The sequence below is a fragment of the Rhodospirillales bacterium genome (assembly GCA_018666775.1).
GTDB lineage: Bacteria > Pseudomonadota > Alphaproteobacteria > SMXQ01 > SMXQ01 > JABIXC01.
This window is the reverse complement of the sequence record JABIXC010000011.1, coordinates 1-19,316: the sequence shown is the minus strand read 5'-3', so window position 1 is coordinate 19,316 and position 19,316 is coordinate 1. Positions and strand designations below refer to the sequence as shown.

The window sequence follows — 19,316 nt, the reverse complement described above, 5'->3', positions numbered from 1 at the left end:
TTTTACTCTGCTGTCTTCTGGCGACGTTGCCGGCCTTGAAAATCGGGCCGTGAGAAATCGCCGATGCCGTGGAAATCGATGAGCTCGATTGAATTTCCCCACGGGTCCTGAATATAGGCGTGGCGTCCGGTGAAGGTGCGGTGGCCTTCTTCTTCATAGATCAAGATGGGATAGCCCTGTTCTTCGACATATTTCAATGCATCATCAAAGCCATCACCTTCGACGGTAAAGGCATGGTGAAATTCATATTCCCCGGGCGGATTGGGGGGCGTGTGGTTTTTTGCATTGGTCAGGACGAAATACTGATCCCCTGCCTGAAAGAAAACAGTGGAATCGTTTTGGCGCAAATAGGTGCAGCCAAGCACGTCTTCATAAAAACGACGGCCTTCATCAAGATCACCAACACCAATGGCAAAATGAAGGATGCCTGTTGGGGTAAACCCTTTTCCGGCCATGCTGTGTTCTCCAGAATAATCCAGCCGGGTTGCCCCGGCCGGGTAGGTTTAGTCCATGTCGACCATTTCAGCCAGAAGATAGCCAAAGCCTTCAACCGGTTGGTGAACGTTCAGGCGCTTCTGGATTTCCCAGCACCGCGCGGGCACTGGATGGACGACGGGAATGCCCAGGTCTTGTTCCAGAATATCGATCACCGGCAACACACGCCAGCCCGAACCCAGCAGGTAAACCGCATCGGCTTCGGGATATCTCAGGGCGATTTCCTTGACGTGGGCATAGACCTGTTCCGAAGACAGTTGCCCGATTTTATCAAAGGGCTGGTCGATGCCTTCCATGGCCAGCACATCAAATCCGGCCTCTTTGAAGTAGTTGCCAAACATGTTGTTAATCTCACCGGTGAAATACGTTGCACCGACAATTTTTTTGGCTTTCAAGGCACGCAGCGCCGTGACGTGGTTCGTGCCAGAGGTGAAAATGGGCGTGTTGTAGCGTTTTTCCCATTTTTTGATCAGTTCCGCTTCGCCATCAAACCCCAACAGCATGAAAGGCGGTGCCCCTTCGGGATGCATGAGATCGACTTCTTCTTCGGCTAGTTCATCCAGCAATGGGATAAAGGGTTCAACCGCACGTTTGAATTCATCGGTCGTGCCCTGATTGATGCTCAGGAACAGGGGGATAACCCCAATGCCTTCTGGCAACATGCGGATCAACTCTTCCAGTGATCCAGGACGGCGCGTCGGTTTGATCATGCCGACTGTTCCTCTCCAGCTTTTGAAGGCCATGTTATGTAACTCCCATTCTTGTGTTGTTGTTCTTAAAAAATAGCAGCAGGTGCGAACAGCACCCTGCCGGGTTCGGTGGCTTATGATTTGTAATCGAAAAGATTAACCCAGATCGTAAAGTTTGGCGGCATTAGGGCCGAGGATTTTATCGACCACCGATGACGGGATTTTCCCGTCGTCGCGGATCATGCGCAGGGCTTCAATTTCGGCTGACGTATCGGTGTGGCCATAATCGGTGCCCACAACCAGATAGTTTTCATCGGCATACCGATCAAGGATGTAATCAAGATCATCATCCACCTGAACCGCGATCCAGATATTGTTATCGGCAAGAATGTTGCTGGATGGGCGTTTGCCTTTTTTCTTTTGGCGGATGGCCAAATCATGGGCGGCATAGCCAAGCCATTGCGACGATGCCTCGATGAAGGCCCAGCGTAATTCAGGGAAACGCTGGGGAATTTCATTCATGACCAGCCCGTGGAAGGCCCCAACCATGCTTAGTTTATGGATCGGGAAATTGGTTGGAAAGAAGAAATCATGGACCTTGAAGCTGCCATTGCCCGCGTGGAAGCAAATGCCAAGATTTAATTCTTGGGCAACTTCGTAGAACGGGAAGAAGTATGGATCAGACGCTTCTTTTTCACATTCCAATGGGCGCATGAAAATGCCCTTGGCGCCATTGGCCTTGCACCATTCCAGTTCTTCACGGATTTTTTCGATTGGCGAATGCAGCGGTGCCATGGCAACCCAAGGCAAACGTTCGGGCGCCTGTTTCCAGATGCTGGCGAGCCAACGGTTATAGGAACGGAACAGCGCAAATTCGATTTCGAAATTGTCGGTGCAGGGGCGCAAAAACAGCGTTGGATACAGGATTTGAACGTCAATATTCAATTCATCCATGTGATTGACGCGGCCTTTGATGTCGGTCATTTCACGCCATTCTGTGGCGGAACGGCTGTCGACATTGCGATCCTTGGCATAGACGTTGTTATCAACGATCCAGTATTCGGATCGGACGTTGCCTTCATTGCTGAGTTGTTGGGCGCCGGAAACCTGGTTGGTTACCAGTGGCGTGAACTTTTTTTCCGATTCCTCCATAAATTCGAAGGTCAACGGGGTTTCAACAACATGCGCATCAGCATCAATGGTTTTAAGGCTTTGGGCCATTCTCTCCCTCTCTTGCCCGCGTGGTTCCGTGGGCAGGTGTTTTAATGGATTGTATTCTAATTATCGTCCAGTATAGCAAAAGGTGGGGTATTCAACAAATATGGTATTTCATTTATGGTAATATTTGTTCGATTATCATGACTGTTTGCATTTGTGGCCATGTTAGGTTGTAGTACTAGAAGTATGAGAACGGTTTGCAACAAATTCGGAGGGGGCAATGGGCGATAAAAGGTTGCTTGCCATTGATGACGAACCAGCCTTTGCTGAGATTGTTCGTGCTGTAGCGGAAGGTCTGGGCTACGAGGTGCGGGTCGCAGAAAAGGCGGATGAATTTGCCGATATTTATGAGCAATTTGATCCGACGGTCGTTGTGCTGGATTTGGTCATGCCGGAAGTGGACGGGGTAGAACTTGCCCATTGGCTTGCCCATGAAAAATGCCGTGCAAAAATTGTATTTGTGACGGGCCACAACCCTCATTTTACGGACTCGGCCCGCGAACTTGCTGAAAAGGGTGAGCTGAAAGGCGTCACGACCTTGACCAAGCCGGTCAGCATTTCCGAGCTGCGCGAAATTCTGGAATAAAAAGCTGGAAGGCCACAGTGGTTCTAGTATTTGGTGGCTCTAGTGTCTGGAGGTGGCGTGCTTGGCGTCGGGTTGCTTATTTAGCAACGACCTGTCTGTCATCATCCAAGGGCGTGATCCCGAGCTCGGTTGCCGCCAATGCCGCCTGGGTGCGGTTGTTTACATCCAGGGTTTTCAAGATAGCCCCAACGTGGACCTTGACGGTGCCCTCAGAGATATCGAGCCGTCCAGCAATATCCCGGTTGGACATGCCTTGTCCGATCAGGGCAAGCACGCCGCGTTGGCGCTGGGTCAGCATGTCGATCTGGACCTGGATTTTGCTCATGTCAGGGCGGTTGCCGGTGTTCTCTGATTCCCCGGAGCCGTATTCATTGGTGATCAGAGATTTTGGGACGTAAATTTCACCAAGCAGAACCAATTGCAGCGCATTTAACATCACCGCAGGTGGCGTTGATTTTGGTAAAAACCCCCGTGCACCCGCCTCCAATGATCCCTCAACATTTTGCCGGGTTTCAAAACCGGAAACGACAACAACTGGGATGTCACCACTTTGGGAAATGACATTGCGAATGGCAGGAATGGCTTCTCCACCAGGCATCCTGAGATCGCAGAGGATGAGGTCAAAGGGACCATCATTTTGGATACGGCTGAGTGTTTCGGTAAAGTCTCCCGCTTCGACAATGACTGGATCATCATCGAGACCGGCAACGAGACGTGACAATCCTTCGCGGTACAGGGGATGGTCATCTGCGATCAGTATTTTCAGAACAAACACCTTGGAAAGAGTGGTGGCCAATTATACACGAGGGCATAGATAAAAAAACATAAAAACAAATTCACAAAGGATATGAGGGATATAGATTAGTTTTCATAACAATGTATGAAAATGCCCGGAAATGAAGAAACCCTACTAAAAATACTAGGTATTCTGAAAATATTCAAAAAAGGGCAATGCCCCGGGTCAGATGCCGGGGCTTTTTAGCATGAAGGCCGGTAGGGCAAAGGCGGTGCGTGTATTTCAAACCCCGAAATCAGGGCTCTTTTTTTGCACCGGGATTGATCTGCTGGATCAAACTATCTGCCACTTTCAGGCACCACGGCCCGCCAAGTCCGCCCATAATGACCCCGGCTGTATTGGCCACCATATCCATCACATCTGATGATCGTCCGGGGACATATTGCTGAAGAAATTCCAGGCCAATCCCAAGGGGCAGCATCAACACCATCGCGCGCCATGCACGCGTCCGGGTGGTGAAGGCAAGAAAGGGTAAGGCCGCCACGGTGAAATAGCCAAGGGTATGAAACAGTTTGTCCAAATGCATGCCCCCGGGCGGCCCCCATCTGGGATGCAAGGACAAGACTGTAATGGCTGTGATCGAAATACCCCACAGCACCAAAGCTGTCCGTCGCCACGGAAGGGTGAGAGGCCGGAATTGGGGGGTGTTCATCGCTGGGTCCGGGTTCGTTCTTTGATGGCTATAAAACTTTGCCGGGGTTCATGATCCCATCAGGGTCAAGGGTGTTTTTCAAACGCTGCATCAATTCCAGTTTCAAGGGATCGGCATAATGGGCCAGTTCGTCTTTCTTCAAACGCCCAATCCCGTGTTCTGCAGAAAAACTGCCACCCATTTCCATGACCAGATCATGAACCACCCGGTTCATTTTATCCCAATGTTTGTAAAATTCGGTCTTGTCCATGCCCAGCGGTTGGCTCACGTTAAAATGAATGTTGCCATCCCCTACATGGCCAAAGGGAAACACCCGGATGCCATCCAGTTTTTCTTCCAAACGGCGTGTGCCTTCATGAATGAACGTGGCAACCTGAGACACCGGGACAGAGACATCATGTTTGATAGAGCCGCCTTCACGGGTTTGGGATTCGGGCAAGACTTCCCGGAAATGCCAAAGGTCTTTGGTTTGGGCTTCACTGGATGCAAGGGCCGCATCGGTGACACTACCTGCATCGAACCGGCTTTCTAGAAAGTTTTCCAACCCGTGGCGCAGGCCGGTTTCACCGTCTTCGGTTGTGTCGCTGTCCCCGGCACTCCATTGCATCAAAACGTACCAGGGCGATACGGTTTCAACGGGGACCCTGCTGCCTTCAAAATGTTTGATCACAAGGTCGACTCCAACGCGGGGGATCAATTCAAAGGCGGTTACGCAATCGCCGGATGCGGCGCGGGCATCGGAAAGAATAGTGAGCACATCATCAAGCTTTGGCACTGCCAGAAAGGCTGTTTCCTGTTGTCGGGGGCGGGGAAACAGTTTCACCACGGCTGCGGTAATGATGCCAAGCGTGCCTTCGGCCCCAAAAAACCACTGTTTAATATCGTATCCCGTGTTGTCTTTGCGCAGGGCATTCAGGCCATGCCAGATGCGGCCATCGGGAAGCACGACCTCAAGGCCGAGGGCCAGTTCACGGGCATTGCCGTATTTAAGCACCTGAACCCCACCGGCATTGGTGGAAAGATTGCCGCCAATCATGCAGCTGCCTTCTGCCCCCAAGCTTAATGGGAACAGACGGTCCGCATCGGCGGCCGCAGATTGGAGATCAGCAAGAACGCACCCGGCTTCTACCGTCATGGTGTTGTTAAGGGGGTCCATTTTTCGGATGGTGTTCATGCGGCCAAGGCTGAGCACGACCGCATCGCCAGATTGATCGGGAACGGACCCACCAACCAGCCCGGTATTGCCACCCTGGGGGACAATGGGGATTTTGTGTTTGGCACAAATGGTAACAGCAGCGGAGACTTCTTCTGTATTGGCGGGGCGCAGCACGGCGGCGGCGGAACCTTCATACATTTCACGGTGATCTTCGACAAAAGGCGCCATATCACCGGGTTCTGTCAGAACCCCACGATCGCCAAGGGCGTTATGAAATTGGTCAAGAATGGCTTTGTCCATGATGTTTCCCTGTGGTGGTATTTTTATTGGTTGGTCTTCGGTGAAGGTCAGGCTTTATTTAATCCCGCCTGATGGGTTTGGGCAAGAGGGTCTAGTCAGAATGGGCAGCGCGGCGCAGACGGTCATTGATGGCGACCCCCAGTCCGGTTTCGGGAATGGCCATGACGGCAATTGCCTTTGGGGCGGCCCTATCAAGGGTGTGAAGCATGGCAAACAGGTTGGCTGCTGCTTCCCGAAGGTCCCCTTTGGGGCTGAGGTTAAGGACCATATCCCCATGATCTGGAATGGATTCACCAAAGGCAAGCAGGACATCGCCTGGTTGCAGCTCGGTCACGTTGATGCGCAGCGGGTGCTTCGGCGCATAATGGCGCAATTCGCGGCCCGGTGATTTATGCGCGCCATCTTCACTGTTATCTTTTGGAATCATCAACGGCCCGATGACCTGTTCGATCATTTCCTGAGTGACAAAGCCGGGCCGCAACAGGGTAGGGGTATTTTCACTGAGATTAATAACGGTGGATTCAATACCAATGTCAGTTTGCCCGCCATCAAGAATGAGGGCTTTGCCATCGCCAAGGGATGCTGCCACATGTTCGGCACGGGTCGGGCTGATGTCGCCAAACCGATTGGCGCTGGGGGCAGCGATGGGCGTGTTGCACGCGCGGATCAGAGATTGCGCAATGGGGTGTTTGGGCACGCGGACAGCCATGGTTTCAAGGCCAGCACTGACCAGTTTGGAAATGGGGGTGTCCGGCGCGCGCTTCAGCACCAGGGTCAGGGGGCCGGGCCAGAAGGCATCGGCCAATGATGTTGCCAGATCAGTCATGATGACGTGGGGGGCAAGCATTTCGCAATTGGCAAAATGAACGATCAGTGGATTAAAGGCAGGGCGTTTTTTTGTGTCAAATATTGCCGCGACAGCCGCGTCATTGGTGGCATCGGCGCCCAGGCCATAGACGGTTTCTGTGGGAAAGGCGACCAGACCGCCTTGTGCAATAATTGCGCGCGCTTCTGCCATCGCCGCATTGGCGATTTTGATGTTGGGGGTCATGAAATACCCCGGGCCATGAAATCGGGGTTGAGGAATTTAGGTTTGCCATAGGTGAGGTCTTTTCCATCAAGGGTTTTGATGGAGCCCCCGGCTGCGCGCAAGATGGCATCGCCCGCGCAGGTATCCCATTCTGATGTCGGGCCAAACCGGGGATAGACATCGGCTGATCCTTCGGCCAATCGCCCAAATTTTAAAGCACTGCCCATCAGGATGCGTTCCGTCATGGGAATGGATTCAAGAAAGGTTGCCTGGCGCCCACCTGCCTTGCCGTGGAACCGACTGGTGATGGCGATCAACTCGTCATCGGGTGGTTTGCGCGCAGCAATGGGCGTGATGATGCCATCTGCCCCGGCCCGGACCGGGGTGTTGATTGTGCTGGTCCAATAGGTAATGCCCTTTGCCGGGCCATGGATCAGGCCAAAGACAGGTTTGCCCCCGGCAATGAGTCCAATGCAGACCGCATAGTCGATCCCGCCTTGCACGAATTCACGGGTGCCATCCAGTGGATCAACCAGCCAGAACGTGTCGCCCTGCACCGATGGGGCATCGCCCTGTGCTGCGGCTTCTTCGGAAACTACAGGGATATCGGGGGTCAATTTTGCCAAGGCAGGCAGAATGATGGCTTCTGCCGCATGGTCGGCATCTGTGACGGGGCTGCGGTCTTCCTTGGTGGTGACGTCAAACCCGCGTTCGACGATATCCAAAATGGCAAGCCCGGCCCGGTCGGCAATATCGCGGATCGGCGCGCATAGGCCCTGGATGAAACTGTCTGTGATGCGAATTTCGTTCATAGGCTGTCTTTTTATCAATAACAGCCCTGAAAGGGGAAAAAACATGGCCCAATACCCGTTTGGGCCATGTTTTAGTTGACCCTAAAGGCCGTAAAGTCTGGCCGCATTGTCCCCCAGAATATCATCGACGATGTTGGCGGCAACCTTGCCGTCTTCGCGGATCATGCGCAGGGCTTCGATCTGGGTGGAGGTGTCATGATGGCCGTAATCGGTGCCGATCACCAGATTATCAGAACTCATGTGCTGCAAAATGGCGTCAAAATCATCGGTGACCTGACAGGCGACATACAGGTTGTTTTCTTTCATGATGTCTTTGCTGAAACGGGTGCCACGGCGTTTGAAACGCAATTCCAGATCATTCAGCAAATAGGGCACCCATTGGGCGCTGAGTTCGATAAAGCCCCAACGCAGTTTCGGGAACATGGCGGGGGTGCCGGTCATCAAAAGATCGTGGACGGCCCCAACACAGGCCAGCTTGAATTTGTTAAAGCCCGCTTCATCGCCATAGAAATCATGGATGCCAAAAGCGCCATTTCCGGAATGGATGCCCATCATCAGGTCCAGTTCTTCGGCAATGGCGTAGAATTCGTGGAAATACGGATCAGACAGCCGACGTTCACATTCCAGCCCGCGCATGAATATGCCACAGCAGCCATTGTCCTTTGCCCATTCCATTTCTTTGCGCAGTTCATTGATGGGGGAATACAGCGGCGGTTGCATAACCCATAAAAGCCTGCCGTCGCCCTTTTTCCAAATCTCTGCCAGCCAGCGATTATACGACCGGCACAGGGCAAATTCGCCGCGCATGCTCAGCGTAATGGGGCGCAGCCATAGGGTGGGGTAAAGGACTTGAACGTCAATGTTCAGCTCGTCCATGTGTTTCAGGCGTGCGCCGACATCAACCATCTCGCGCGATTCCCGGGACGTGTTGTCGATGCCCAGATTGTTTTCCTTGGCCTGAATGCGGCCTTCGACGACCCAGAATTCCTTTTGCACATTGCCAAGGGCGCCCAGCTTTTCTTCGCCTGAATCGTATTTGACGATCATGGGCTGGTATTTGCGGTCTGCCTCTTCGATAAAAGACCAGGTGGCGGGTTGTTCGATAACATGGGCATCGGCGTCGATGACGTTGAGCTTCGTGGACATTGTTTCCTCCGGCGACTTTTTAAAAAAGCATAGAATGCTAATGAATGTGCTTATAAATACGCCCAAAGCCGCGTTCGTGCAAGTGGGTGCCTAGTTGGATTTTTGGGCGGCTTCTTGTGGCTTGTGGGGCCAGAGACTAGAATGCCCCAGCAATTGAACACCGGATTTAAAGGGAGAATAAGGGCATGGGTAAGGAAAACATCGGTTTGGTTGGGCCGGGGCGCATGGGCTATGCCATGCTTAAGCACATGATTAATAAGGGCTATGACGTCACCGTGACCGATATCAGCGCCGAAATGGTCAAGCGCGCCACCGATGCTGGCGCACTTAGTGCAGATAGCCCCGGTGCGCTGGGTAACGTTTCTGATTTTGTCATCATTGCCGTTGGATTCGACGACGAAGCCCTTGATGTCACGTTGGGCAAGGGCGGTCTGGTTGAAACCATGAAGCCCGGATCTGTGATTGCCGTTTCTTCCACCGTAGCCCCCGACACGGTGCAGAAAATTGCAGAAGAGGCCGCCAAAAAGAAAATCGGCGTTTTGGATGCGCCCATTTGTCGTGGGGGCTGGGCCGCCGATGAAGGCACGTTATTGGCCCTTTTTGGTGCCAGTGATGATGTGGTGGAAAAATCCCGCCCTATCTTTTCGACGTTTTCATCAGACATCGTTCACGTGGGCCAGGTTGGCCACGGCCAGGTCGCAAAGACCATGAACAACATGCTGTTATGGGTGAACGGTATTGCATTGATGGAGGCGGGCCGTCTTTCAGAAAGTACCGGCATTGAACTGCCGAAATTGCGCGAAGCATTGTTGATGAGCTCGGGCAATTCTGCGGCACTGGAAGATTGGGACATGATCACCTTTACCTGGGCCTTGAAGGATATGCAGATTGTTTCCAAAATGGCCGATCAGGCAGGGATTACCATGCCAATTGCGGGTGCGATCAAGGAATTGGTCAAGACCGGTAAGACCTTGAAACAATCGGGTGAAGCCCCCAACTGGACAGGCAAGAAATAACCCAGCATTGCCCGGCCATTACTAAATAATTAACTGTTCTCAGGGCATATGGTTCACAAGAATTGGTCTGTATGAGGCGCGCACCGTAATGGGTGGCCAGCGCTAAGGAAATTTCGTTAATGTCGTCAACAGCTCAAAGTCTATTGCAGGTTATGGTCGTCGATGATCAGGGCACCATGCGTTCAATCCTGCGTCAGCTTTTGGCCAATGTCGGAATTGACAATGTGCTTGAGGCCGAAAATGGCGAAAAGGCGCTGGAAATTCTTCAGGGCTGCACCCAGAAAATGGGCGGGCAACTCCCCGATGTCATCATTTCGGACCTGCACATGGATGGCATGGATGGCATGGAATTTTGCAACACCTTGCGGCGCAGCAAAAAACTTGAAATCCCCGTGATCATCCTGACCGGGGACAGTGACCGCTTGCTTCATGAAACCACCCTGCAGGTGGGCGCGGTCGCCATCATGACCAAGCCGGTATCGGCCGGAGACTTGCTTCAAAAGATTGAAGAAGTCGTCGGGTTCTCCGTCAACTAATCAGCTTTTCTTTTCGTTTCTTGCGTATTCGTCATGTTTGACAAGACGCGTGTGGTTTGCGCAATCTGGCGCGGATTTTCTTATTCTGTTTCCCACCCCGATTTATGAAAACCGATGCCCATGAATGAGCCGGAATCTAACGCCACCCCAGCAGGCCTTGTTGGCAGGCTGCAAACAGCCTGGAATGGGTTGCCTGCGAACATTCGCGGCGTGGGGTTTGCCGTTGTTGGCGGGTTTATTCTGATTGTCATGGCCTCTTTGGTAAAGCAATTGGGGCAGGAATTGCCGGCGTTTGAGGTTCTGTTCGTGCGGTTTTTCGCAGGCTTTCTGGTGATTTTACCGGTGATCTGGCGCATGGGATTTGGGGTTTTGCGCACCAAAAAACTGCACCTGCATGCAACCCGTGGCTTTGTCGGCTTTATGGGGAACATCTTTTTCTTCTTTGCCCTGATCAACATGGCCCTTGGCGATACCGTCACCATTCAATTTTCCAGACCCTTGATTATGGTGGTGATTGCATCGCTGGTGCTGCGCGAAGTGGTGGGGGCCAGACGCGCGCTGGTCACGGTGATCGGCTTTGTCGGTGTCATGATGATTACCCGGCCTTTTGGTGAGGGGTTCGAGCCCTGGGCGCTGGTGGCATTGGGGGGTACTTTCTTTGGCACCTTGGTGGTGCTCTCGATCAAGGTATTAAGCCGGACCGAGCCGACCTTGGTGATCATGTTTTACTTCGCCCTGTTCACATCGTTATTCGCCCTGATCCCGGCCCTGTTTGTCTGGGTGCAGCCAAGCTGGAGTCAGTTGGGGCTATTGGCGCTGACCGGGGCGCTCGGCATTGTCGGGCAAGGCATGTTTACCCACGGCATTGGGCTGGGTGAGACCAGCTTTATCATGCCGTTTGATTATTTGCGTATTGTCTATGGGTTTGGGCTTGGGGTGATCTGGTTTGGCGAAGTGCCGGGGATTTGGTCCCTTGCAGGGGCAGGCGTGATCATTTGCTCCAGCCTGTATCTGCTGCGCACCGAAAAGAAAAAACCGGAAAAAACAGAACCGGAAGCCGCTAGTCCAGATCGCTGAGAACTTCAGCGGGGTGAAGCACGGCATCGGGGCTGTCATAGGTTCTAAGAACCACCCCATCCGGACCAACAAGCACAGATATCCGTTTTGGCCGTTCCTGATCCGCATCAACGGCGGCACCATAGGCAATGGCCACAGATTTATCTGCATCTTGCAAAAGATCGGTCATCAACCCGGTGTCATCAGACCATGTCTTGAGGTCTTCTGGCGCGCTGAAGGTTATTCCTAACAGGTCAGTATTTTTAGCTTTGAATTCCTGGGTTCGATCACGGAACCCTTGGGCCTCGTTGGTTCACCCACGGCCAAAGGCGCGGGGGAAAAACCAGATCAACACATTGCGACCTGCGTAATCTTCAAGGCTGACGCTCTTGCCATCCTGATTGGGCAGGGCAAAGCCCGGTGGGTTACTTCCGATTTCTGGTAAAGCCATGATCATTTCCTCAACATTGCGTTGCCTTAATATAGCAAGGCTTGCTCAAAATAAAAGCCCATTGATCTATCGGGGGACAAATCAATGGGCCAGTTTTGGGGACTCAAGTCTGACTGTTACGCAGACTTGGCTTGTTCCAGGTAGGTTTTGATGTCGTTACGAAGGACATCAGCCTGGGAAGACACATCGTTGGATGCATCCAGAACTTGTTCGGCGGCCTTGCCGGTTTCTTCTGCCGCCTGGGTCACATCGGTGATGTTCGCTGAGACCTCTTGGGTGCCTGTTGCCGCTTCCTGGACATTGCGGGCAATCTCTTGGGTGGCAGCACCTTGTTCTTCAACCGCAGAAGCGATGGAGCTGGAGATTTCATTGATTTCACCAATGACGGCGGTGATTTCTTCAATGGACGTGACCGATACGGATGTCGCTGACTGAACCGCAGACACCTGGGCCGAAATTTCTTCGGTGGCCTGGGCGGTCTGGCTGGCAAGGCTTTTAACTTCCGATGCGACAACAGCAAAGCCCTTGCCCGCTTCACCGGCACGGGCCGCCTCAATGGTGGCATTGAGGGCCAAAAGGTTGGTTTGGCTGGCAATGTCGTTGATCAGCTTGACCACTTCACCAATTTTCTGGGCGGTGTTGGCCAGTTCCTGTATTTGGTCATTGGTGGCCGATGCCTTATTCACCGCATCCTGAGAAATCTGGGTGCTTTTGGACACTTGGGTAGAAATCTCAGTCACCGAAGACGTAAGCTCTTCGGTGGCACTGGCCACGGTCTGGACATTGTTGGTGGTCTGTTCCGAAGCCGCTGCAACGGCGGCGGACTGATTGCTGGTTTGCTCTGCCGTCGATGACATGGATTCTGCAGAAGACCGCAGCTCGGTTGCCGATGACACAACACTTTCAAGGACCGCAGACACCTTCGTTTCAAAGTTGGCATTCAGTTCTTCCAGGGCTGTGGCACGAGCGACCTTCTCTTCGTTTTCTGCGGCCTCTTTGGCCCGTTCTATATCTTCGGCCGCACGTTTTTCCGTGACACGTTGTTCTTCTCGCTGGCGGGAAGCTTCTTCTGAAGCTTGTTTTTCTGCCGCGTGTTTGGCTTCGGTCTGTCGCTGTTCTTCTTCGGCGCGTTTTTGTTGTTCGGCCATTTCTTCGTTTTTGATCATGTTTTCCTTGAAGACCTAAACCGCAGCGGCAATTTCGCCGATTTCATCACTGCGTTCGGTACCAGGGATTTCGACGGTCTTGTCCCCTTCGGCCAATTGGCCCATGGCGGCAGTCATGGAAGAAAGGGGTCCGGTCAGGGATCTGGAAAAGAAAAACCCAATGGTCCCCATAATCAGCAAGACGATGGTCCCGGCAAAGGCCATGAACAGCTGCAGATTGGTAATTGGTTCAAACACTTCTGATTTATCAATTTCAGCTAGAATAGCCCATTTGGTGCCCAAAAATTCCAAGGACCCAAAGGCAGATAGAACCGGAATGCCACGATAGTCAGGAACGATTTTAACCCCGGACTTGCCGGCCAACCCTTGTTTGACGGTATCGCTTTCGACCTTGGTTTTGAGAATGGTTGATTCCTTGGAAAAGCGAGAATCGCTCCGCATCAGGTAATCACTGCCAACGATATAGGTCTCACCACTTTTTCCCATACCGCCCGATTGCTGCATGACCTTGTTGATCCGGGCAATGGGCATCTGAAATGCCAACACGCCAATGGTGGTGCCTTTACTATCCATGACAGGGGCAGAAATAAAGCTGGCGGGTGCATCTGCGCTGGGGGCATAGGCACGGAAATCAAAGAAGGACTGTTGGCCTGCGGGTTTCCCATTGGCGGCGGTGAACGCCTTGCCGAGATCGGTATCTTTCCACTGGCCTTGAACAACGTTGGTTGCGTAATCAAGTTCTTTGAATACGGAATAGACCAGGTTGCCACGGGTATCGAACAAGAAGACATCGTAATAATCTCGTGCCCGCAGAAATTGGCGCATCCACGGATGGTATTTGCCATGGGCCGCACTGTAGGCAGAGCCATCAGGCGCGAAATCCAGATTTTCCTTTTTACCCGTCGGGTTTGGGTTTTCCTTGATGTAAAGCCGTTGCAAGGTCTTCGTTTTGTCGCCATCAACCTTGTTCCATCCGGCAGTGAAGGCAATTAAGGCTTCACGAACAAACGGGTTGGTTGATTGAAATTTCAAATCTTCGCGGATGGTTCCCAGATATCGGCTCAGTTCACTGGCCCGGGTTTCTTGAAGGGCCCGAAGTTTGCTGTTGGCAGCGAGGTGAAATTCACTGCTGGATTGGTATGACGCAATCAAGCCGACAATCAGCCCGGTGGTCAGGCAAAGAGCAACAAGGATTATGGGAAGTTTTTTTGAGATTTTTAAATTTATAAAATTTGAAATTTTTGGCATTACGATGACCTTTTGCAAAGTGGCGCAGTCGCGGGTCTGACAAAGCGCATGATGATGATGGGGTCGGGCCCAGAGGTTGATGGCGATATGTAATCTTGGGCAGGCTTCCAATTGATTGCCCCGGTGCGCAGATCTATTTGTCTGTTGCCGGGCGTGATTGATTTACAAACTTGTTGGTCTCCAAAAAAATGATTAGAGCATCGGCATATTTATTTAGTATTAAGCAATTATAGGAATGAGAATTACTCCTAATTGAATATAGCAGTTGTCCTGTCCGGGTGGATCTACATGCCTAGATTGTGTGAAATTTTTGCCCGCAATCTTTGCGAGGATGATGATTGCCCGGGCCAAACATGTGCCGTGTGGCCATAAGCGCCATGGGCCCAGATAAAGCTGGGCTCACAAGCTGGGGATCATTCTGGAAGGGGATGGTGGGCGCTACTGGGATTGAACCAGTGACCCCCGCCGTGTGAAGACGGTGCTCTCCCGCTGAGCTAAGCGCCCTTACCCGTAAACAGGCAAGATTAGGCCTCATATAGAGCCGGGGCCGGTGGGCTGTCAAGGGAACGCCCTGTTTTGGGGGATGATGGCGGCATTGGGCTAAATTTGTTATACTGCGTGCACATGGTTTTGCCATCATCTGGGTTAAGGATAACGCCATGAAAGTAACTCTGTTTAAATTCTCTGGGCCGCTGGCAGCACTCATGCTTTCGGGGGGGGTGTTGGTTGGCCCGATGATCACGCCTGCGGTGTCGGCGGAGCGGGTGATGAAGCTTGGCTATGAGATTTATCTGGGTGGGCTGAATATCTTTGGCTTTGATGCTGATTTTGCCTTTGATCGCGATCGCTATCGGATCAAGGGCGGCGGCAAGACCAAGGGCGTGGTGCGGATGTTCTGGCGCTGGGGGGTGGATGCCACGGCGCGGGGCATCATCAATGGCCACGGGGTCGAAGCACAACGCTATGACGTCATCACGGCCAGGCGAAAAGGCGACAAGCATTTGCAGGTCGCCTTCAAGGGCGATGGGGCCTACGGCATTACGCGCCTGCCCGTCGACACGCCGCACCGGGCACAAAAACGCGACCTGCCAGATTTTTTGCCACGGTTGGCGGTTGATCCGTTAAGTGCGGCCATGGTGGTTTCCCACAGATTGGGCCAAGGCCAGACATGCGGCAGCCAGGTTCCGGTTTTCGATGGCGACCGGCGCTACAATCTGGATTTTCAAGACCTTGGTGATGAACATTTAAAGCGGCCGGGGTATCTGGCCTTTATTGGTTCTGCCAGACGCTGTCGGTTTGTCATGAAACAGGTGTCGGGCTTTCGCAAACAAAAGATCAAATTGCGGTTTTGGGATGATGACAAGCTGGAACAGCCCATCATCTGGATGGCATCTGTGGCCCCGGGCCTGCCCGCCGTGCCGGTGCAATTTCAGGCAGATTTTAATCTGGGCTACATGATGCTGTATCTGGTGAAGGCGAGCTATAAGGGCCGCACCCTGATGGCGGTCAACAAAGGCCCGAAGAAATAATTCAAAAATAATTCAAAAGGAACGGCCAAAGACTTGTAACCTTTGGCAATAAATGTTGATTTGGCAATGACATAGCCCCCATGCCAAGTTCCCGCCAATTGTTAATCTTAAAGCCTGAGCTGATATGACAAACCCCATGGCCATTATCATTCTTGCCGCAGGTGAGGGGACGCGCATGCGTTCAACCCTGCCCAAGGTCCTGCACCCGGTGTGCGGAAAGTCCATGATTGGCCATGCCATTGATGCAGCGCGTGCACTGTCGCCTGCGAACATCATGGTGGTGACGTCTCCGGCTCAAGAAAGCGTGCGCGAATATGTCGCGGGCTTTGATGGCCATGTCACCACCTGCATTCAGAAAAAGCCCCAGGGCACCGGGGATGCGGTGCGCGCCGGGCTGGAGGGTCTGGCTGATTTTGGTGGCCCGGTGGTCATTGCCTATGGCGATATGCCCCTGATTACCCCGGCGGTTCTGAAAGCCGTGTTTGACGCATTGCCAAAATCCGGTGACGGGCTTTCGGTGTTGGGCTTTCAGGTAACCGGCGATCACGCTTATGGGCGGCTGGTGCAAGAACCCGATGGCGCATTGGCCCGCATTGTTGAGGCCCGGGACGCATCGGAATATGAGCGCGCCATTACTTTGTGCAATTCCGGCCTGATGGCGGCATCCAGTGCGGCGCTTTTGAGCCAATTGGTGGCGCGCCTTGATACCGATAATGCCAAGGGTGAATATTACCTGACCGATGTGATTGGGCTGGCGCGTACCGATAACCTGCCTTGTGCGGTGGCCATCGGTGATGGGGAAACCCTGATGGGGGTTAATTCCCGGGCAGAACTGGCCGTGGCCGAACGGGTGATGCAAACGCGCCTTCGCACCCAGGCCATGGACAAAGGTGCCACCTTGATCGATCCATCAACGGTGTGGTTCAGCCATGACACTATGCTTGGCCGGGATGTGGTGGTTGGCCCCAATGTGTGGTTTGGCCCCAACGTGGTGATTGCAGATAACGTCGAAATTCGCCCCAATTGCCATATCGAAGGGGCAAGTGTGGGGGAAGGTGCCATCATTGGGCCGTTCGCACGGCTGCGCCCCGGTGCGGATGTTCGCGAGAACGCCCATATTGGCAACTTCGTAGAGATCAAGGCCGCCTTGATTGAACCGGGTGCAAAGATCAACCACCTGTCTTATATCGGCGATGCCCGGGTGGGGGCAGACACCAATATTGGGGCCGGCACCATCACGTGCAATTATGATGGCTATAATAAATTCAAAACCGATATCGGCGCTGGCGTCTTCGTTGGCTCTAACACGGCCATGGTGGCACCGGTGGTGGTCCATGATGGTGCGGTGATCGGGGCGGGGTCTGTGGTGACATCGGACGTGCCTAAAGATGCCCTGTATGTGTCCCGGGGCGATGAAAAAATCAAACCCGGCGGCGGTGCAATATACCGCGATAAAAAATCCGGCAAAAAGGATTAGCGCGCCGTGTGTGGCATTATTGGTATCATCAGCACAAACGCAGTAACCCCGGAATTGATTGAGGGGCTGAAACGGCTTGAATACCGGGGCTATGATTCCGGCGGGCTGGCGACCTTGGTCAATGGCCATATTGATCGCCGCCGCGCCCAAGGCAAGATTATCAATCTGGAACACGCCGTCGATGATGAGCCCTTAAGCGGCACCACCGGCATTGGGCATACCCGCTGGGCGACCCACGGCATCCCCAACGAAGCCAATGCCCACCCCCATGCCAATGCCCATGTGGCGGTGGTCCATAACGGCATCATCGAAAATTTTCAGGAATTGAAAACCGCGTTGGAAAAAGACGGCGATGTGTTCGAAAGCGACACCGACACCGAAGTCATTGTCCATCTGGTCTCCCGCCACTTGAATGATGGTGCCACCCCGCGTGAAGCCGCCGAAAAAACCGTGGCGGCATTGGAAGGCGCGTTTGCGCTGGCCATGATCTTTGCTGGCCATGGGGAACTGTTGATTGGTGCGCGCCGGGGCAGCCCGCTGGCGGTGGGCTATGGTGATGGTGAAATGTTTATTGGCTCCGATGCGCTGGCGTTGGCCCCCCTGACCCGGCGGCTCAGTTATCTGGAAGATGGCGATCTGGTGGAACTCTCTCGTGATGGCGCAACCGTTTATGACGGTAATGGCGCAAAGGTATCCCGCGCGGTGCAGGAAACGGCCGCCATCGGTGATGCGGTGGGCAAGGGCAATTTTGCTCATTACATGTTGAAAGAAATTTACGAACAACCGACCGTCATTGGTGACACCCTTAATTCATTTTTCAATCCCGCAACGCGCACGGTCACCTTGCCGGATTTGCAGGTGGATTTTGCCACATTGTCGCGATTGCAATTGTTGGCCTGTGGCACATCGTGGCATGCCGCATTGGTGGCGCGTTATTGGTTCGAAGGCATTGCGCGCTTGCCCGTAGACGTGGATATCGGCTCTGAATTTCGCTATCGCCAGCCCTTGATGGCCGAAGGCGGCGCGTCTTTGGGCATTTCTCAATCCGGTGAAACCGCAGACACCCTGGCCGCCCTCCGGCTTTCTGGCCAATTGGGACAAACGGTCTTGTCTTTGGTGAACGTCGCCGAAAGCACCATGGCCCGCGAAGCCGATGGCACCTTGTTAACCCATGCAGGGCCTGAAATCGGTGTGGCATCGACTAAGGCGTTTACCACCCAATTGACGGTGCTGGCGTGTTTGGCCATTGCGGCGGCACGCGCACGCGGTGCCATTGATCATGCTCGCGAAGCAACCTTGTCTGCGGCCATCGCCGAAGTGCCATCGCGCGCAGCAGGGGTGTTGCGCCATGATGAACGGTTAAAAGAATTGGCCGAAGAAATATCCAAAGCGCGCCACGTTTTGTTTCTGGGGCGCGGCACGGGCTATCCCGTGGCTTTGGAAGGGGCGCTGAAATTAAAAGAAATCACCTATATTCCCGCCGAAGGCTTTGCCGCCGGTGAAATGAAACACGGCCCCATTGCCTTGATCGATAAAGATATCCCCATCATCGTGGTGGCACCCTTTGATGAGCTATTTGAAAAAACAGCCTCCAATATGCAAGAAGTGATCGCGCGTGGCGGGCGGGTGATCTTTTTATCAGACGCCGAAGGCATTGCGCGCCTTGGCAATCTGGCCGCGGCAACCATAGAACTGCCTAAGGTTGATCCGTTTGTGGCGCCCATCCTCTATACCATTCCGGTGCAACTGCTCGCCTATCACGCCGCCGTCCTGCGCGGCACCGATGTCGACCAACCCCGAAACCTCGCCAAATCCGTCACGGTAGAGTAGTTCCAACTGGTGAAATAACATCACCAGAATACGACGGATTAGACCCAACTGGTGAAATACCAAAATACTCCAACTACCTCTGTTTCAAGGTTTCCATACGCACCAATCGTCTTGGAATGTTCCAAGA

At 53.2% G+C, this 19,316-nt stretch carries 19 protein-coding genes, 1 tRNA gene and 1 pseudogene; 7 read left to right on the top strand and 14 right to left on the bottom strand.

What is annotated here, in order from left to right:
* Window positions 1–2 precede the first annotated feature (2 nt).
* From HOJ08_06500 to HOJ08_06490, 3 genes are all read right to left on the bottom strand, one after another.
* Complete coding sequence (locus HOJ08_06500) at window positions 3–455, bottom strand: VOC family protein (GenBank protein MBT5673082.1); 453 nt, start codon at window positions 453–455, stop codon at window positions 3–5.
* 48 nt (window positions 456–503) lie between these two features.
* On the bottom strand, window positions 504–1,205 hold the full coding sequence (locus HOJ08_06495) for a hypothetical protein (GenBank protein ID MBT5673081.1): 702 nt from the start codon (window positions 1,203–1,205) through the stop codon (window positions 504–506).
* A gap of 135 nt (window positions 1,206–1,340) precedes the next feature.
* Window positions 1,341–2,405 (bottom strand): amidohydrolase family protein, encoded by a 1,065-nt coding sequence (locus tag HOJ08_06490; GenBank protein ID MBT5673080.1) that lies wholly within the window; start codon window positions 2,403–2,405, stop codon window positions 1,341–1,343.
* Window positions 2,406–2,622: 217 nt separating this feature from the next.
* On the opposite strand from HOJ08_06490, the gene HOJ08_06485 reads away from it, so the two are divergent.
* Window positions 2,623–2,988 carry a response regulator gene (locus HOJ08_06485; protein MBT5673079.1) on the top strand — a complete coding sequence of 122 codons (366 nt, stop codon included), beginning with the start codon at window positions 2,623–2,625 and terminating at the stop codon, window positions 2,986–2,988.
* A 76-nt stretch (window positions 2,989–3,064) separates the two neighbouring features.
* Here the strand turns inward: HOJ08_06485 and HOJ08_06480 are convergent, their stop codons facing one another.
* From HOJ08_06480 to HOJ08_06455, 6 genes are all read right to left on the bottom strand, one after another.
* A complete protein-coding gene (locus HOJ08_06480; protein MBT5673078.1) occupies window positions 3,065–3,784 on the bottom strand; it encodes a response regulator transcription factor in 720 nt (239 codons plus the stop codon).
* A gap of 235 nt (window positions 3,785–4,019) precedes the next feature.
* Entirely contained in the window at window positions 4,020–4,310 is a 291-nt protein-coding gene (gene vanZ / locus HOJ08_06475; protein MBT5673077.1) for a VanZ family protein, read from the bottom strand.
* Window positions 4,311–4,464: 154 nt separating this feature from the next.
* Window positions 4,465–5,892, bottom strand: coding sequence for an FAD-binding oxidoreductase (locus HOJ08_06470; GenBank protein ID MBT5673076.1), 1,428 nt, complete (start codon window positions 5,890–5,892; stop codon window positions 4,465–4,467).
* A gap of 91 nt (window positions 5,893–5,983) precedes the next feature.
* Window positions 5,984–6,943 carry a threonylcarbamoyl-AMP synthase gene (locus HOJ08_06465; GenBank protein MBT5673075.1) on the bottom strand — a complete coding sequence of 320 codons (960 nt, stop codon included), beginning with the start codon at window positions 6,941–6,943 and terminating at the stop codon, window positions 5,984–5,986.
* Entirely contained in the window at window positions 6,940–7,734 is a 795-nt protein-coding gene (gene cysQ / locus HOJ08_06460; GenBank protein MBT5673074.1) for a 3'(2'),5'-bisphosphate nucleotidase CysQ, read from the bottom strand. The genes HOJ08_06465 and cysQ overlap by 4 nt, the downstream gene beginning before the upstream one ends.
* Before the next feature lie 81 nt (window positions 7,735–7,815).
* On the bottom strand, window positions 7,816–8,880 hold the full coding sequence (locus HOJ08_06455; protein MBT5673073.1) for an amidohydrolase family protein: 1,065 nt from the start codon (window positions 8,878–8,880) through the stop codon (window positions 7,816–7,818).
* Window positions 8,881–9,065: 185 nt separating this feature from the next.
* On the opposite strand from HOJ08_06455, the gene HOJ08_06450 reads away from it, so the two are divergent.
* From HOJ08_06450 to HOJ08_06440, 3 genes are all read left to right on the top strand, one after another.
* Window positions 9,066–9,896, top strand: coding sequence for an NAD(P)-dependent oxidoreductase (locus HOJ08_06450; protein ID MBT5673072.1), 831 nt, complete (start codon window positions 9,066–9,068; stop codon window positions 9,894–9,896).
* 119 nt (window positions 9,897–10,015) lie between these two features.
* A complete protein-coding gene (locus HOJ08_06445; protein MBT5673071.1) occupies window positions 10,016–10,432 on the top strand; it encodes a response regulator in 417 nt (138 codons plus the stop codon).
* Between the two features lie 114 nt (window positions 10,433–10,546).
* On the top strand, window positions 10,547–11,509 hold the full coding sequence (locus HOJ08_06440) for a DMT family transporter (protein ID MBT5673070.1): 963 nt from the start codon (window positions 10,547–10,549) through the stop codon (window positions 11,507–11,509).
* On the opposite strand, the pseudogene HOJ08_06435 reads toward HOJ08_06440, so the two are convergent.
* The 5 genes and pseudogenes from HOJ08_06435 to HOJ08_06415 form a co-directional block, all read right to left on the bottom strand.
* Window positions 11,493–11,798 (bottom strand): annotated as a pseudogene (locus tag HOJ08_06435) (redoxin domain-containing protein). The gene HOJ08_06440 and the pseudogene HOJ08_06435 sit on opposite strands and share 17 nt — an antisense overlap.
* A gap of 3 nt (window positions 11,799–11,801) precedes the next feature.
* A complete protein-coding gene (locus HOJ08_06430; protein ID MBT5673069.1) occupies window positions 11,802–11,939 on the bottom strand; it encodes a redoxin domain-containing protein in 138 nt (45 codons plus the stop codon).
* Between the two features lie 116 nt (window positions 11,940–12,055).
* Entirely contained in the window at window positions 12,056–13,105 is a 1,050-nt protein-coding gene (locus tag HOJ08_06425; protein ID MBT5673068.1) for a chemotaxis protein, read from the bottom strand.
* 15 nt (window positions 13,106–13,120) lie between these two features.
* Complete coding sequence (locus HOJ08_06420; protein ID MBT5673067.1) at window positions 13,121–14,353, bottom strand: cache and HAMP domain-containing protein; 1,233 nt, start codon at window positions 14,351–14,353, stop codon at window positions 13,121–13,123.
* A gap of 429 nt (window positions 14,354–14,782) precedes the next feature.
* Window positions 14,783–14,857: transfer RNA gene (locus HOJ08_06415), tRNA-Val, on the bottom strand.
* Between the two features lie 155 nt (window positions 14,858–15,012).
* Between HOJ08_06415 and HOJ08_06410 the strand changes: the two genes are divergently transcribed.
* From HOJ08_06410 to glmS, 3 genes are all read left to right on the top strand, one after another.
* The gene (locus HOJ08_06410; protein ID MBT5673066.1) at window positions 15,013–15,882 is read left to right on the top strand and encodes a DUF3108 domain-containing protein; all 870 of its coding nucleotides are present in this window, start codon (window positions 15,013–15,015) and stop codon (window positions 15,880–15,882) included.
* 124 nt (window positions 15,883–16,006) lie between these two features.
* Window positions 16,007–17,359, top strand: a complete 1,353-nt coding sequence (glmU, locus tag HOJ08_06405) for a bifunctional UDP-N-acetylglucosamine diphosphorylase/glucosamine-1-phosphate N-acetyltransferase GlmU (GenBank protein ID MBT5673065.1) — start codon at window positions 16,007–16,009, stop codon at window positions 17,357–17,359.
* Window positions 17,360–17,365: 6 nt separating this feature from the next.
* On the top strand, window positions 17,366–19,189 hold the full coding sequence (gene glmS, locus HOJ08_06400) for a glutamine--fructose-6-phosphate transaminase (isomerizing) (GenBank protein MBT5673064.1): 1,824 nt from the start codon (window positions 17,366–17,368) through the stop codon (window positions 19,187–19,189).
* The last annotated feature ends 127 nt before the right edge of the window (window positions 19,190–19,316 follow it).

What these genes read in the sequence shown, in the direction of transcription:
- HOJ08_06455 (MBT5673073.1), bottom strand. Translation starts at nt 8,880, where the DNA reads ATGTCCACGAAGCTCAACGTCATCGACGCCGATGCCCATGTTATCGAA.
- HOJ08_06465 (MBT5673075.1), bottom strand. Translation starts at nt 6,943, where the DNA reads ATGACCCCCAACATCAAAATCGCCAATGCGGCGATGGCAGAAGCGCGC.
- HOJ08_06500 (MBT5673082.1), bottom strand. Translation starts at nt 455, where the DNA reads ATGGCCGGAAAAGGGTTTACCCCAACAGGCATCCTTCATTTTGCCATT.
- vanZ (MBT5673077.1), bottom strand. Translation starts at nt 4,310, where the DNA reads ATGCATTTGGACAAACTGTTTCATACCCTTGGCTATTTCACCGTGGCG.
- HOJ08_06440 (MBT5673070.1), top strand. Translation starts at nt 10,547, where the DNA reads ATGCCCATGAATGAGCCGGAATCTAACGCCACCCCAGCAGGCCTTGTT.
- HOJ08_06490 (MBT5673080.1), bottom strand. Translation starts at nt 2,405, where the DNA reads ATGGCCCAAAGCCTTAAAACCATTGATGCTGATGCGCATGTTGTTGAA.
- HOJ08_06430 (MBT5673069.1), bottom strand. Translation starts at nt 11,939, where the DNA reads ATGGCTTTACCAGAAATCGGAAGTAACCCACCGGGCTTTGCCCTGCCC.
- HOJ08_06420 (MBT5673067.1), bottom strand. Translation starts at nt 14,353, where the DNA reads ATGCCAAAAATTTCAAATTTTATAAATTTAAAAATCTCAAAAAAACTT.
- HOJ08_06410 (MBT5673066.1), top strand. Translation starts at nt 15,013, where the DNA reads ATGAAAGTAACTCTGTTTAAATTCTCTGGGCCGCTGGCAGCACTCATG.
- glmU (MBT5673065.1), top strand. Translation starts at nt 16,007, where the DNA reads ATGACAAACCCCATGGCCATTATCATTCTTGCCGCAGGTGAGGGGACG.
- HOJ08_06495 (MBT5673081.1), bottom strand. Translation starts at nt 1,205, where the DNA reads ATGATCAAACCGACGCGCCGTCCTGGATCACTGGAAGAGTTGATCCGC.
- HOJ08_06450 (MBT5673072.1), top strand. Translation starts at nt 9,066, where the DNA reads ATGGGTAAGGAAAACATCGGTTTGGTTGGGCCGGGGCGCATGGGCTAT.
- HOJ08_06425 (MBT5673068.1), bottom strand. Translation starts at nt 13,105, where the DNA reads ATGATCAAAAACGAAGAAATGGCCGAACAACAAAAACGCGCCGAAGAA.
- HOJ08_06485 (MBT5673079.1), top strand. Translation starts at nt 2,623, where the DNA reads ATGGGCGATAAAAGGTTGCTTGCCATTGATGACGAACCAGCCTTTGCT.
- HOJ08_06470 (MBT5673076.1), bottom strand. Translation starts at nt 5,892, where the DNA reads ATGGACAAAGCCATTCTTGACCAATTTCATAACGCCCTTGGCGATCGT.
- HOJ08_06445 (MBT5673071.1), top strand. Translation starts at nt 10,016, where the DNA reads ATGTCGTCAACAGCTCAAAGTCTATTGCAGGTTATGGTCGTCGATGAT.
- cysQ (MBT5673074.1), bottom strand. Translation starts at nt 7,734, where the DNA reads ATGAACGAAATTCGCATCACAGACAGTTTCATCCAGGGCCTATGCGCG.